This window comes from Frankia sp. CcI49, from assembly GCF_001983215.1.
In the GTDB taxonomy this organism is placed as follows: Bacteria; Actinomycetota; Actinomycetes; order Frankiales; family Frankiaceae; genus Parafrankia; species Parafrankia irregularis.
Genome location: NZ_MOWP01000053.1, coordinates 38,341 through 51,893 on the forward strand (window position 1 = coordinate 38,341; position 13,553 = coordinate 51,893).

8 protein-coding genes and 1 rRNA gene are annotated in these 13,553 nt (G+C 71.3%); 6 read left to right on the forward strand and 3 right to left on the reverse strand.

Annotation, left to right across the window (positions count from 1 at the left end):
• Positions 1-5 precede the first annotated feature (5 nt).
• Complete coding sequence (gene glgP, locus CcI49_RS38335; protein WP_076834589.1) at positions 6-2,576, forward strand: alpha-glucan family phosphorylase; 2,571 nt, start codon at positions 6-8, stop codon at positions 2,574-2,576.
• 10 nt (positions 2,577-2,586) lie between these two features.
• Here glgP and glgX read toward each other — a convergent pair whose 3' ends face one another.
• On the reverse strand, positions 2,587-5,004 hold the full coding sequence (gene glgX / locus CcI49_RS38340; protein ID WP_076834590.1) for a glycogen debranching protein GlgX: 2,418 nt from the start codon (positions 5,002-5,004) through the stop codon (positions 2,587-2,589).
• Positions 5,005-5,429: 425 nt separating this feature from the next.
• Here glgX and CcI49_RS38345 point away from each other — a divergent pair, with 425 nt between their 5' ends.
• Positions 5,430-6,206 (forward strand): enoyl-CoA hydratase-related protein, encoded by a 777-nt coding sequence (locus CcI49_RS38345; RefSeq protein ID WP_054565048.1) that lies wholly within the window; start codon positions 5,430-5,432, stop codon positions 6,204-6,206.
• Between the two features lie 151 nt (positions 6,207-6,357).
• On the opposite strand, the gene CcI49_RS38350 is transcribed toward CcI49_RS38345, so the two are convergent.
• Positions 6,358-7,602, reverse strand: a complete 1,245-nt coding sequence (locus tag CcI49_RS38350) for an endonuclease/exonuclease/phosphatase family protein (protein ID WP_241840529.1) — start codon at positions 7,600-7,602, stop codon at positions 6,358-6,360.
• A gap of 202 nt (positions 7,603-7,804) precedes the next feature.
• Entirely contained in the window at positions 7,805-9,478 is a 1,674-nt protein-coding gene (locus CcI49_RS38355) for a transcriptional regulator (protein ID WP_083749974.1), read from the reverse strand.
• Positions 9,479-9,995: 517 nt separating this feature from the next.
• Here CcI49_RS38355 and CcI49_RS38360 point away from each other — a divergent pair.
• The 4 genes from CcI49_RS38360 to CcI49_RS38375 form a co-directional block, all read left to right on the forward strand.
• Positions 9,996-10,781 (forward strand): electron transfer flavoprotein subunit beta/FixA family protein, encoded by a 786-nt coding sequence (locus CcI49_RS38360; RefSeq protein ID WP_076834592.1) that lies wholly within the window; start codon positions 9,996-9,998, stop codon positions 10,779-10,781.
• Positions 10,782-10,794: 13 nt separating this feature from the next.
• Positions 10,795-11,757, forward strand: a complete 963-nt coding sequence (locus tag CcI49_RS38365; RefSeq protein ID WP_006544090.1) for an electron transfer flavoprotein subunit alpha/FixB family protein — start codon at positions 10,795-10,797, stop codon at positions 11,755-11,757.
• Between the two features lie 215 nt (positions 11,758-11,972).
• Complete coding sequence (locus tag CcI49_RS38370) at positions 11,973-12,521, forward strand: PadR family transcriptional regulator (protein ID WP_054565047.1); 549 nt, start codon at positions 11,973-11,975, stop codon at positions 12,519-12,521.
• A 927-nt stretch (positions 12,522-13,448) separates the two neighbouring features.
• Positions 13,449-13,553, forward strand: a 16S ribosomal RNA gene (locus CcI49_RS38375); the annotation flags it as partial.

The following is a 13,553-nucleotide window of genomic DNA, read 5'->3' on the forward strand; positions in this document are numbered from 1 at the left end:
GTTTCGTGAGAGCGCTGCGCCGATTCACTGTCCGTGCCCAGCTCCCAGAGCAGCTCGCTGCTCTGGGAGAGCTGGTTCTGAACCTTCGCTGGTCGTGGCATCCGGATACGCTGGACCTGTTCGAGTCCGTCGATCCGGAGCTGTGGCGGGCCTGCAAGGGCGATCCCGTCCGGCTGCTCGGCGAGGTCGACCACGACCGTCTCGTGGCGCTCTCGACGGACCGGAAGTTCCTTCGCCGGCTGTCCGACGCCGCGGACGACCTGCAGGACTACCTGACCACCGATCGCTGGTACCAGAAGCAGGCGATCGCGGACGCTCCGCGCGCCATCGCCTACTTCTCGCCGGAGTTCGGCATCACCGAGGTGCTGCCGCAGTACTCCGGTGGTCTGGGGATCCTGGCCGGCGACCACCTGAAGACCGCGAGCGACCTCGGGGTGCCGATCATCGGGGTCGGCCTGCTCTACCGGGCCGGCTACTTCGTCCAGTCGCTGTCGCGGGACGGCTGGCAGCAGGAGCGCTACCCCGGGATCGACCCGCACGGCCTGCCGTTGACCCAGCTCACCGACGCGGGCGGCGTGCCGGTGAAGGTCGCCGTCGGCCTGCCCGAGGGCCGCACCCTGCACGCGCAGATCTGGAAGGCGCAGGTCGGACGGGTTCCGCTGCTCCTGCTGGACTCGGACGTCGAGGACAACTCCTCCGCCGAGCGCAGCGTCACCGACCGGCTCTACGGCGGTGGGACCGACCACCGGCTGCTGCAGGAGATGCTGCTGGGCATCGGCGGTGTCCKGGCGCTGCGGGCCTACTCCGCGGTCACCGGGGAGCCCGCCCCGACCGTGTACCACACCAACGAGGGGCACGCCGGCTTCCTCGGGCTGGAGCGCATCCGCGAGCTGACCGAGACCGGCCTGAGCTTCGACGAGGCTCTGGAGGCGGCGCGCGCGGGCACGCTGTTCACCACCCACACGCCGGTGCCGGCCGGCATCGACCGCTTCCCCAAGGACCTGGTCGCGCGGCATTTCGGCGGCGACAACACCTGGCCCGGCGTGCCGGTCGAGCGGGTCCTCGAACTCGGCGCCGAGCCTGACCCCAACGTGTTCAACATGGCCCACATGGGCCTGCGGCTCGCCCAGCGCTCCAACGGCGTCAGCAGCCTGCACGGCATCGTCAGCCGTGAGATGTTCGCCGCGCTGTGGCCCGGCTTCGACCACAGCGAGGTGCCGATCGGCTCCGTCACCAACGGCGTGCACGCACCGACCTGGGTGTCCCGCGCCGTCGTCGAGCTTGCGGACCGTCAGACCGGCCCCGGCCTGCTCAGCGGTGACGCCGCCGGCTTCGCCCAGTTCGACCGGGTGTCCGACGAGGCGATCTGGGCGACCCGCCGTGAGCTGCGCGAACAGCTCGTCGCCGAGATCCGGCGCCGGGTGCGCGCGTCGTGGCTGCAGCGCGGTGCCGCGCCGGGCGAGCTCGACTGGGTCGAGTCGGTGTTCGACCCCGACGTGCTCACGATCGGCTTCGCCCGCCGGGTGCCGTCCTACAAGCGGCTGACCCTGATGCTGCGCGACTCCGAGCGGCTCAAGCGCCTGCTGCTGCACGCCGAGCGCCCCGTCCAGATGGTCATCGCCGGCAAGGCGCATCCCGCGGACGACGGCGGCAAGCTGCTCGTCCAGCAGATCGTGCAGTTCGCCGACAGCCCCGGCGTGCGGCACCGGATCGTCTTCCTGCCGGACTACGACATCGGCATGGCCCGCTACCTCTACGCCGGCAGCGACGTCTGGCTGAACAACCCGCTGCGCCCGCTGGAGGCGTGCGGCACGTCCGGGATGAAGGCCGCCCTCAACGGCTGCCTGAACCTGTCCATCCGGGACGGCTGGTGGGACGAGATGTTCGACGGCCAGAACGGCTGGGCGATCCCGACCGCGGACGGTGTGGAGGACCCCGACCGGCGCGACGACATCGAGTCGGCGGCCCTGTACGACCTGCTGGAGAACACCGTCACCGCGCGCTTCTACGACCGGCCGGTGCCGTCGGCCCACCCGCCGCGGTGGACGGCGATGGTCAAGCACACGCTGTCGACCCTCGGGCCGCAGGTGCTGGCCACCCGCATGGTGCGCGAGTACGTCGAGCGCTACTACGTGCCGGCCGGCCGCTCCGCCAGCCAGACGGCCGAGCATGACCTGGCAGGTGCCCGTGATCTCGCGGCGTGGAAGCAGCGCGTGCGCGCGGGCTGGTCGGGCGTGCGGGTGCTCAACGTCGACTCCGCGGGACTCGGCGACACCCCCCAGGTGGGCCAGTCCCTGGTCGTCCGGGCGACCGTCGACCTCGGCGGCCTGGACCTCGCAGACGTCGACGTGATCGCCTCCTACGGCCGGGTGGACGAGACCGACCGCATCCTCACCGCCAGCACCCTCTCGCTGCGCGAGGTGGGTGAGGGTGAGGGTGAGGGCGGCCACGGCCACCGCTTCGAGGGCACCATTCCGTTGGGGCGGACCGGTCCGTTCGGCTACACGGTGCGGGTGCTGCCGCGCCACCCGCTCCTCGCGAGCCCGGCCGAGCTGGGCCTGGTCACCAACCCCTGACCGAGGTTCGCTACTGCGCCGCCGGCCCGGGCTGCTCGGCTGGCCCGGGCTGTTCGGGCTGTTCGGGCTGTTCGGGCTGTTCGGGCTGTGCTGCTGGCTCGCCTGGCTCGGTGATCCCCGTGTCCGCACCGGATGCGGGGATCACCGTGGCGCGGCGCGCGGGCAGTGCCCGCAGGACGACGACGGCGTGGCCGCGGACGAGCAGCGTCTCCCCGGGGCCCAGCGACCGCCGCGGTGCGTCGATCGTGCCGGGGAAGCCGGCGAGGTCGTCCTCGGCGGTGTCCAGCAGCAGCTCGTAGCCGGCGGCCCACGGTTCGCCGGGCAGCACGAGCGGTCCGTCCACGCCGTCGGGATGGATCACGAGCAGCAGGCTGTCGCCGGCGATCGGCTGCCCGTCCGGATCGGACCACTCGATCGACGTACCGGCCAGGTGGGCCACCAGGATCGCCACCTGTGGGGCGTTCCAGTCCGCCGGTGACATCACCGCGCCGTCCGCCCGCAGCCAGGTGATGTCCGGCAGGATGTCGCCGTCGACCGCCCCACCGCGGAAGAACCGCTCCCGGCGCAGCACCGGGGACGTCCGCCGCAGCCTGGTGAGCCCGCTGACCAGGGCGAGCAGCGCCGGGTCCGAGCCGGCCGGGTCCACATCGGCTGGGCCGGAGCTGTCCGGGTCCGGGCCGTCCGGGTCCGGGCCATCCTGGGCCGGGCCAGCCTCTGGTGTCTCTCCGTCCGCCGGTGTCTCCCTGTCCGCCGGCGCCCGCACGTCCGTGGACCAGGCCGGCCAGGCCAGCCAGGAGACCGGGTTGTCCTGGCAGTAGGCGTTGTTGTTGCCCTGCTGCGAACGTCCCAGCTCGTCGCCCGCCACCAGCATCGGCACGCCGGCGGACAGCAGCAGCGTGCTGATCAGCGCGCGCCGTACCCGCCGGCGGGTGGCCAGGATCTGCGGGTCGTCGGTCGGGCCTTCGGCGCCGAAGTTCGCCGACCGGTTCTCCGACTCGCCGTCCCGGTTGCCCTCGAGGTTGGCCTCGTTGTGCTTCTCCCGGTACGAGACGAGATCCGCGAGCGGGAAGCCGTCGTGCGCGGTCACGAAGTTCACCGAGGCCCAGGGCCGGCGGCCGTCGTGCTCGAACAGGTCGGACGAGCCGGTGACGCGGTACCCGAGATCGGCGACACTGCCGGTGCGCCCGCTGAAGACGTCCCGCACCGTGTCGCGGTACCGGCCGTTCCACTCCGACCACGGTGCGGGGAACGCACCGACCTGGTAGCCGGCCCAGCCCAGGTCCCAGGGCTCCGCGATCAGCTTCACCGAGCCCAGCAGCGGATCGGCGTGGATCGCGGTGAGCAGGGGAGCGCCCGGGTCGTAGCCCTCCGGGGCGCGGGCGAGCGCGGTGGCGAGATCGAACCGGAACCCGTCGACCCCCATCTCGGTGACCCAGTACCGCAGCGAGTCGCAGATGAGCTGCACGGCATGGGGGGACGTCGGATCGACGGTGTTGCCGCAGCCGGTCACATCGCGGTAGCGCCGTGGGTCGTTGGGCTCCAACCGGTAGTACTCGGCGTTGTCGAGCCCGCGCAGGCTCAGCGTCGGCCCGCGTTCGTTGCCCTCGGCGGTGTGGTTGTAGACGACGTCCAGCAGCACTTCGAGGCCGGCCTCGTGCAGCGCCGCGACCATGGCGCGGAACTCGCCCACCGGGTCCGCGGTGGCCGCATAGCCCGGATGGGGGGCGAAGAAGCCCAGCGTGTTGTAGCCCCAGTAGTTGGTGAGTCCCTGCTCGAGCAGCGACATCTCGGAGATGTGGGCGTGAACGGGCAGCAGTTCGACGGCGGTGACCCCGAGTTGGCGCAGGTGGTCGATGACCGCCGGGTGGGCCAGGCCCGCGTAGGTTCCGCGCAGCGGCTCGGGCACGGCGGGGTGGCGCCGGGTGAAGCCGCGGACGTGCAGCTCGTAAACGATCGTGTCGGACCACGGGATGCCCGGCCGGTTCGCGGTGGGGTCGGGGCCGGTGGCCGTCCCGGTGACGACGCCCTTCGGCACATACGGCGCCGAGTCGCGGTCGTCCGGTTCGCGCCCGTACGGATCACCGTCGGAGAACCCGTGCACCGCCGGATGCGGCACGAAGTCGCCGGTCACCTGGCGCGCGTACGGGTCGAGCAGCAGCTTCGCCGGGTTGTAGCGGTAGCCGAGCTCCGGCGCGTACGGGCCGTGCGCGCGCAGGCCGTAGAGCTGGCCCGGGCGGACCCCGTCGAGGTAGCCGTGCCAGACCCCGCCATCCCGCTCGGGCAGCCGGTGCCTGCGCTCGCCGGTGCCGTCCACGTCGTCGAAGAGGCAGAAGTCGACGGCTTCGGCGTGCGGTGCGGCGACGGCGATGTTGACGCCGGCCCCGTCCCAGCGGACGCCGAGCGACTGCGCGCTGCCGGGACGGATCATGGCTTCGACGCTAACGCGGGCGAGCCGGCTGGTCCTGGAAACGTGTCCTGTCGGTCAGACAAGTGAGATGCGTCACTTCCTTGCTTGGATCCTTGTCCGGATCGACGCGGTCCGGGGTTCGCCACCTACCCGCCGTGATCGCACCGGCCGCCGCCGGCCTGCCTCGGGCCGAGGTGGGCGCGACGGATGGAGACGCGACGGATGGAGACAGGTGGCGGCCGGTGGCTGCGGGTGGCCCTTCGTCGGCTGCCATGGAACCGACGGCGAGCGGTGACCCTCGACGCTGTCCGCCCCGCCGACGGGGCCGGCTCGGCTAGGGTTTGCCAGGTCCCCGAGGGGTCACGGCACGGTCACGGTCACGGCTGTGGTCGCGGCCACGGTGCGGTTGCGCGGCCCACGGTTTCACGGCGAGGTGGAGGTTCGGGATGGCGCTCGTGCGGCTGGAGGTCGCCGACGGAGTCGGGACGATCAGGCTGGATCGTCCGCCGATGAACGCGCTGAGCGCCGCGCTCACCGCCGACCTGCGGGTCGCGGTCCAGGAGGCCACCGAACGTCGCGACATCCGTGCGGTCGTCCTTTACGGCGGCGAGAAGGTGTTCGCCGCGGGGGCGGACATCAAGGAGATGGCCGGGCTGGACGTCGCCGGCATCGCCAGCTGGGTCCGTGACCTGACCGGTGTCTTCGAGCTGATCGCGCGGATCCCGAAGCCGGTCATCGCCGCCGTCACCGGCTACGCCCTCGGCGGCGGGCTGGAGCTCGCGCTGTGCGCCGACTTCCGGGTCTTCGCGGACAACGCCAAGGTCGGCCTGCCGGAGATCACGCTCGGTGTCATCCCCGGCGCCGGCGGCACGCAGCGGCTGCCCCGGCTCGTYGGTCCGGCCCGCGCGAAGGACCTGGTGTTCAGCGGCCGGCAGGTGCGCGCCGCCGAGGCGGAGGCGATCGGCCTCGCCGACCGGGTCGTGCCCGCCGACGAGGTGTACGCGGAGGCTCTGCGGCTGGCGGGGCGGTATGTGGCCGGCCCGGCGCTGGCCCTCGCGGCGGCGAAGCAGGCGATCGACGACGGCTCCGAGCTCGCCCTCTCCGAGGCGTTGCGGCTGGAGTCGGCCCTGTTCGTCGGCCTGTTCGGCACCGAGGACCGCAGGCTGGGGATGGACTCGTTCATCGCGAACGGCCCCGGCAAGGCCGACTTCGTCGGGCGGTAGACCCGCCCTCGGGGGCCTGGTCCGGCCGAAGATCTGAGGATCATGGTCGTTGTGACGACCACGATCCTCAGATCTTGTCCGGTAGCAGCGCCGGTCGGAGCCGCAGCCCGAAGCCCGCGGGCCGGGTGGGACTGCGGTGCGCGGCGTGCGCTCAGCGCATGGCCAGGTCGGCGAGTACCGGCTTGTGATCACTGCCGAACTCGGAGCCGACCTGGTAGCCGGTGATCGCGAAGGCCGGTGAGGCCAGGATGTGGTCGATCCGGGCGATCGGCGGAACCGCGAACATGCTCGCGTTCCAGGTCGGGGTCCACCCCGCGCCCACGACGTCATGCGCGTCGCGTACCCCGGCGGAGATCAGCTCGCGCAGCGGCCGGTTGTCACGGGTCGCGTTGAAGTCCCCGGCGAGAACAACCGGGAGCCTGGACGCCGCCACCTCCGTCCGCAGGTGGTCGAGCTGGTCGCGCCACGCCCGCGCGTACTCCCCGCTCGTCGGCGCGATGGTGTGCACGGCGTGGACGACGAACGACCGGCGCTCGTCGACCCGCACCGTCGCCCGCAGCGAGGCGTACCCGGCGACCTCGGGCGTCGCCGCGTCCGAGAGCGGGAACCGGGAGAACACCGCCGCGCCGAAAGCGCCCTCCTGGGGGTGGACCTCGGAATAGCGGTAGTCCGCGAGCGCACCCGAATCGCGCAGCTTCGTCAGCGTCAGCGGCGAGAGCTCGACGAGGACGAGGACGTCCGGGCTGGCGCGGCGGATCTGGTCACCGAGGCGGCCCGCCTCGGCGTTGTGGTACAGCAGGTTCGCCGTCATCACCCGCAGCCGGGCCGAGCCCTGTGGGGCGTTCTCCGGACCACCCGGGAAGAGCTCCGGTACCGCCCAGAACAGGTGTGCCACCGCGACCAGGCCGCAGAGCATCATGAGGCGGCCGCGCCGCAGCGCGAAGCCGATGGCCAGGGCGGCGTACACGGGCAGATAGAGCAACGGCGTCAGCGCGTTGGCCACCGTGTAGGGCCAGGTGATCGCGTCGTCGAGGTGGACGAGCCGCCCGACCGCGATGATGGCGAGAGCCGCCGTGACGAGCCACGCGGCGGCGACCAGCAGCTCCCGCCCCGTCACCGTGGACGGTGCGGTGCCACCGCTTCCCCCGGCGCCCCCGCGCCGCCCCGCCGGGCCGCCCGAACCGCCACCGCTGGTACCACCACGGCTGGTACCGCCCCGGCCGCCGCCGGCACCGGTCGGTCCGACGGCGGGGACCGCCGGTGTGCCACCGGCGCTGCCCGTGCCACCTGTTCCGCCTGGCCGGTCGCCGTCGCCGTCGCGACCGGCGGCCCGGCGGCCGCCTGCTGAGGGGGCGCGCAGGCCCAGGCGCCGGCCGACGTCCTTCGCGAGACTCACCTGACAAGCGTGACTGGTCACCGCGTAGCGCCCGGCAGTGGGTCGGACGGAGCATCCGCCGCGGGTCGGACCGGAGCGTCCGGTGCGAGTTCGCCGTGGTCGTTCCGCCGTGGTCGTTTCGCGGCTGCGGCGGGCCTGGGGGAGTGCGTGGGCGGGTCTGGCGGCCGGTCAGCCCTGGCGGCCGGTCAGCCCTGGCGGCCGGTCAGGCCGAGCTGACCCGCGGGTGCTCCCGGCCGCGATCCACCACGTCGCTGACCCGGTTGCGCCATTCGCGCGCGGCGACCACCTTGGAGAATCCGGCGATCGCCTCGTCCAGCTCGGTGAGCTTGTTGGTGATTCGGGTCGACGAGACCGACCCGGCCAGTTCGACTGCCTGGTAGCCGGCCTCGATCGCCGCTTCCAGATCGGGCCGCGGCCGCCGCAGGTAGGACAGCGCGAGGTCCGCCTCGGCGTAGGCACGGCTGCGGGCGCGGGCCTCGCCCTGCAGGTAGCGCGCCTCCAGCAGCCGTTGCTCCGCGACGGCGGACTTTCCCAGCAGCATGAAGCAGTGGCCCTGGCACTCGGCGACGTCGCCGGAGTTGTAATGCCCGGCCCAGGACGGCGCCTCGCCCGGCTCCCGCGAGATCACCCGTTCCATCTCCGCGAGCGCGCGCATGCAGCCGGACTCGTCGCCGTTTCGGGCCAGGGCCCAGGCCAGCCGGTCCTGCAGCATCGCCTGGACGGGGGGTGCCGACTGCCGCGCGGCCCGGTCGATGGCCGCGCGGGCGAGCGCCAGGCTGTGCCGATGGTGCCCCAGCGCGGCGGCCTGGTCGCTCATGGCCGAAAGAACCCTGCCGGCCATCATGACGTCCTCGGCGTGCTCGGCGAGGCTCAGCGCCTGGATGTAGTAACGCTGCGCGAGGGCCTGGCGGTTGCAGTCCTGGGCGAGCCAGCCGCTGAGCTGCGCCAGCTCGGCGAGGGCGCTGAAGGTGTCGGTGTCGGCGGGGCCGTCCACCGCGGCCCGGGTCCGGTCGTGCAGGAAGGCGACGACCTGGGGGCGGATCTCGCTGCTGCCGAACCGGGCGTCGAGCCGGCGGAACGTCGCCGTCATGTCCCGGATCATCGCGCCCCCGGACGGGGACGCGGGTGTGTCACCGGTGATGCGGCTGATGACACCGGTCAGGCTGGAAAGAACCGGGTCGGCGAAGGCGGTGGCGGCGAACGCCGCCCCGTCGTGGAGCACGTCACGTCGCCGCATGTCTCGTCCTGAAAGTCCCGCGAGTGTTCTCAGGGTGTCGTCAGGCAGGTCTGCGACGGCGAGGCCCAGGTCGTCGCGTTCGTAGCCCTCGCCTCGCCAGCCGAGGTCGGCCGGCGGAACCGGATAGCCGACCACGGCGGAGAGCTCGGCGGCGGCCAGCTCCGCGACCATCGGGTCCCGCGGCTTCATGCCGCGCCGCCAGTGGCCGACGGTGGTCCGGGCGAGCCCGAGCTCGACGCGGCGCTGTGTTCTGGCGCGGTTGTTGACCTGGCGGGCGAAGCGGGTGTCGGAGATCCCGGCCTCGGCCAGCAGGCGGGCGAACAGACCCGGTGCGGCCGGATCGCGGTCGGTCGCGGTGGCTCCGGTCGCTGTGGTCCCAGCCGCTGTGGTCCCAGCTGCGGAGGCGCCACCTGCGGAGGTTCCGGCCGCGGAGGTCCCGGTCGTGGTGCCGGCCTTGGTGGTAGCGGCGGTGCTGCTGACGGCGGGCTGCCGCGGCGCTTTCGCCGCTGGGCGTGTCGCCGACTGCCGCGGCGCGCCGGCCTGTTTCTCCGGCCCCGTGGAGGTACGGCCCGACCGGCCCGGATTCCCCGGCCGCCGCTGCTCCGGGGACGCCTTGGCAGTGAGCTCGTCCGTGACCATGTCTACGTCTCCCCCGTCTACGTGGGCGTGGCCGGAGGGCCTCCGTTGTCGGCCCGCGACGACCTCACAGGGCAGAAAGTAGCCGATCGGTCACGCATTTAGGAAGGGGGTGTGCATTAGAGGGACACAATGCACGGTCATGCCGGGACTGGGGACCCTTGTACTTTCTGCGCCCGCACCGCCGACGGCGGGAAGGGTGGGCGACATGGTGGCCCGCGGTATGTGGCACCTCACAGTTCCACGCCCTGGTCGAAGGTGGAGCCGACTGCCGTCATCCCGGCCGCGCCAGCGGTATCCGGTGGGAATCTCCTGACTGTGTAGGGACATCCCGTTGGTGTGGCGTGTTCCGGTCGTCCGGTCCATGTCCGCGGATGTCGTCCAGGGGGCGCGGGCGCCCCGGGGAACGGCCCCGGGGGCCGCTGTGCCGGGGCCGGGATCATCGGGCACGTGCGCGCGTCAGATGCGACGATGCGGGGAGGAGCGACATCGATTTTGCTGGCTACGGAGGCCCCAAGGCGTGAACATCGTCGTTACCGTCAAGCAGGTTCCCGATACCTGGGCGGAGAAGAAGCTCGACGCCTCGGACAAGACCGTCGACCGCAAGAGCGTCGACAACGTCATGAACGAGATGGACGAGTACGGGGTCGAAGAGGCTCTGAAGATCAAGGAAGCCCACGGCGGCGAGGTGACGGTCGTCACGATGGGGCCCGAGAAGGCCGTCGAGACGATCCGCAAGGCGCTGTCGATGGGTGCGGACAAGGCGGTTCACCTCAGCGACGACTCGCTGCACGGCTCGGACGCGCTCGCCACCTCCGCCGCGCTCGCCAAGGTGATCTCCACCCTTTCGCCCGACCTCGTCATCACGTCGTCGGAGGCCTCCGACGCCCGTGGCGGTGTGATGGGTGCCCTGCTTGCGGAGCGGCTTGGGCTTCCGCAGCTCACCCAGGCCCGCAAGGTCACGGTCGACCCGGGCGCGGGCAAGGTCACGGTGGAGCGCCTCGCCGACAACGGCTACGCCCTGGTCGAGGCGGCTCTCCCCGCGGTCGTCGGCGTGGTTGAGAAGATCAACCAGCCGCGCTACCCGTCGTTCAAGGGCATCATGGCGGCCAAGAAGAAGCCGCTGACCAAGCTCTCGGCGGCGGACGCCGGCCTGGACGCGGCCTCGGTCGGCCTCGCCGGCGCCGCCTCCACGGTCGTTGAGTCGCAGCCGGCACCGCCGCGGCAGAGTGGCACCATCGTCAAGGACGAGGGCGACGGCGSCGCGAAGGTCGCTTCGTTCCTCGCGGCGCAGAAGCTCATCTGAGGAAGGCTGTTCGATGGCTGAAGTACTTGTTCTCGTCGAGCACACCGACGGTGAGCCGAAGAAGGTCACGGCCGAGCTGCTGACCCTGGCCCGCACCCTGGGCGAGCCGTCGGCGGTGTTCCTGGGCGCCCCGGGCACCCTCGCGAAGGCGAAGGACTACCTGGCCCAGTACGGCGCCGCGAAGATCTACGTGGTCGAGTCCGACGACGTCGCGAACTTCATCGGCGCGCCCGCGGCCGAGGTCCTGTCGAAGCTGGTCGCCGACACGTCGCCGGTCGCCGTGCTGGCCGCCGCGACGCCGGACTCCCGCGAGGTCGCGGCCCGCACCGCCGCCCGGACGGACTCGGGCCTGATCTGGGACGCGACCGCGCTGGCCCCGGACCTCACGGCCACCCAGGGCATCTTCGGCGGTTCGACGATCGTCAGCTCGAAGGTCACCAAGGGCACCCCGATCGTCGTCGTTCGTCCGAACTCCACCGCGCCGGAGGCCGCGCCGTCGACTCCGGCGGAGACCACGGTCGACATCGCGATCTCCGACGCCGCCAAGGGCGCGAAGATCGTGGACCGTGTCGTCGAGGCCAAGTCGGGCCGGCCCGACCTCACCGAGGCGCAGGTTGTGGTCTCCGGTGGGCGTGGTCTCGGTGCCGCCGAGCACTTCGGCCTGGTCGAGAAGCTGGCGGACACGCTCGGTGCCGCCGTCGGTGCCTCGCGCGCCGCGACCGACGCCGGGTGGTACCCGCACCAGAACCAGGTCGGCCAGACCGGCAAGACCGTGTCGCCGCAGCTCTACATCGCGGTCGGCATCTCCGGGGCGATCCAGCACCGGGCCGGTATGCAGACCTCGAAGACGATCGTGGCCATCAACAAGGACCCCGAGGCCCCGATCTTCGAGTTCGCGGACTACGGGCTGGTCGGCGACCTGTTCAACGTCGTCCCGCAGCTCACCACGGAGATCGAGAAGCACAAGGCGGGCTGATCGCCCGATCCGGTGCTGTGTCCGGCCGGCCGCATCGACGGCCCGGGCGGGCAGGACGGCCGGGTGTGGTTCCTCCGGACAGGGGGCCCGCACCCGGCCGTCGGCGTTACTGACTCCGCTCAGCTCTTCGCTGCCTCATCTCAGCCTCATCTCAGCCCCTCACCGATAGCTTCTCGGTTACGCTACGTAGCGATGGGGCGGCGGGAGGTATCTGAGTGTCACTACGTCACGGGCTGCTGGGCCTGCTGGCCGAAGGGCCGGCCAGTGGCTACGACCTCACCCGACGGTTCGAGCAGGTGCTGGGGGCAGTCTGGCCGGCCGGGCATCCCCAGATCTACGGCGAGCTGAGCCGCCTCGCCAGCGACGGGCTCATCGAGATCGACAGTGAGGGGCCGCGTGGCCGCAAGGCCTACCGCATCACGGACGCCGGCCTGGCCGAGATCCGGCGTTGGCTGAGCGAACCGTCCGAGGTCGATCACACCACTCGGCTGCAGCCCCTGCTGCGGTCCTTCTTCTTCTGGCTGATGGACCCGGGTGACCTCAACGCCCATCTGGTGCGGGAGGCCGACTTCTTCGCCGCCGCTGCCAGCAGGTACCGGACGTACGCCGACGCCGCCGACCACGGAAATGTGCCGGACACGCCACAACAGAGGTCACTGCGTATCGCGATAGAGGGCGGCGCGCGCCTGTACGAGGCGTTGGCCGCCTGGGCGCGCTGGGCGGCGCAGCGACCAGAGCTGGCGGGCGACCGCTCGCGCCGGTAGGCCGTTCGAGCCGCTGAACCATCCGTGGGGATCTCACCGCGATCCGCCCTGGCCGACGTCCGCACACCGGTGGGTTTGTAGCGGATTCGGCGTCCGCACGTTCATCGGAACGGACTGTTCACACATTCGGCGCGGACCGGGGCAGCGCGTCGTGCGGATCGGCCGGCTGCGCCCGGAGGTCGCTCGGCGGGGCGACCGGGGGCCGCGAGCGCCGGGTGGGCGGCCGTTGCGCGAGGCCCGGTAGGCCGGCGATGCATGTGGCGGGCGGGGTGCGTTCACACCCCGGATCCCTCGTGTATAGTTCCTCCTTACCGCCTGATCGGAACGGAAGAACCGATGGTTGGCGGGCCCAGGATCCTCCGAGGGGGCGCAGACCCCCCGAGGACAGAGCCCGAAAACAGTGCGGTAAGGTTGGAAAGAGTGGCAGTCGCCGGCGAGTCCGGAGCGATTTGACACAAACCCGAAAGCATCGGTAACTTCACCGAGTCGCCGCAGCCGGGGCCGATAGGCCGAACCGGATGAGGCAAAGGCAAAATGGCAGAATCGCGAAACACGGCGATTTGACACAAGCCCGAAACACCCGGTACTTTAACCGAGTCGCCRCAGCCGGGGCCGAAAGGCCGGACCGGATGAGGCAAAKGCAGGGCGGAAAGTCGCGAAACACGGCGATTTGACACCGGCCGGAAATACCGAGTAAGTTGAAGACGCACCGGAAACRCCGAAARGCACCTCCGGTTGCATCTGCTCCTTGAGAACTCAACAGCGTACCGAATAGTCAGTGCCATTTAGTTTTGAACCCCCGTCCATGGCCAGGGCTTAATGTTCTGGTTGTGGTGGGAAATTCCTTTGGCAATGACAGACGATCTTACGAGGATCTGTCTTGCCAGGATCGGTTGGGCTTGGCGGCCCGGCCATCTCTTTCAAGCATTGATGGAGAGTTTGATCCTGGCTCAGGACGAACGCTGGCGGCGTGCTTAACACATGCAAGTCGAGCGAGGAGCTTGCTCCTAGCGGCGAACGGGTGAGTAACAC

Excerpts from the sequence above, each read along its gene's own strand:
- glgX (WP_076834590.1), bottom strand. The coding sequence starts at position 5,004 with ATGATCCGTCCCGGCAGCGCGCAGTCGCTCGGCGTCCGCTGGGACGGG.
- CcI49_RS38365 (WP_006544090.1), top strand. The coding sequence starts at position 10,795 with ATGGCTGAAGTACTTGTTCTCGTCGAGCACACCGACGGTGAGCCGAAG.
- CcI49_RS38355 (WP_083749974.1), bottom strand. The coding sequence starts at position 9,478 with ATGGTCACGGACGAGCTCACTGCCAAGGCGTCCCCGGAGCAGCGGCGG.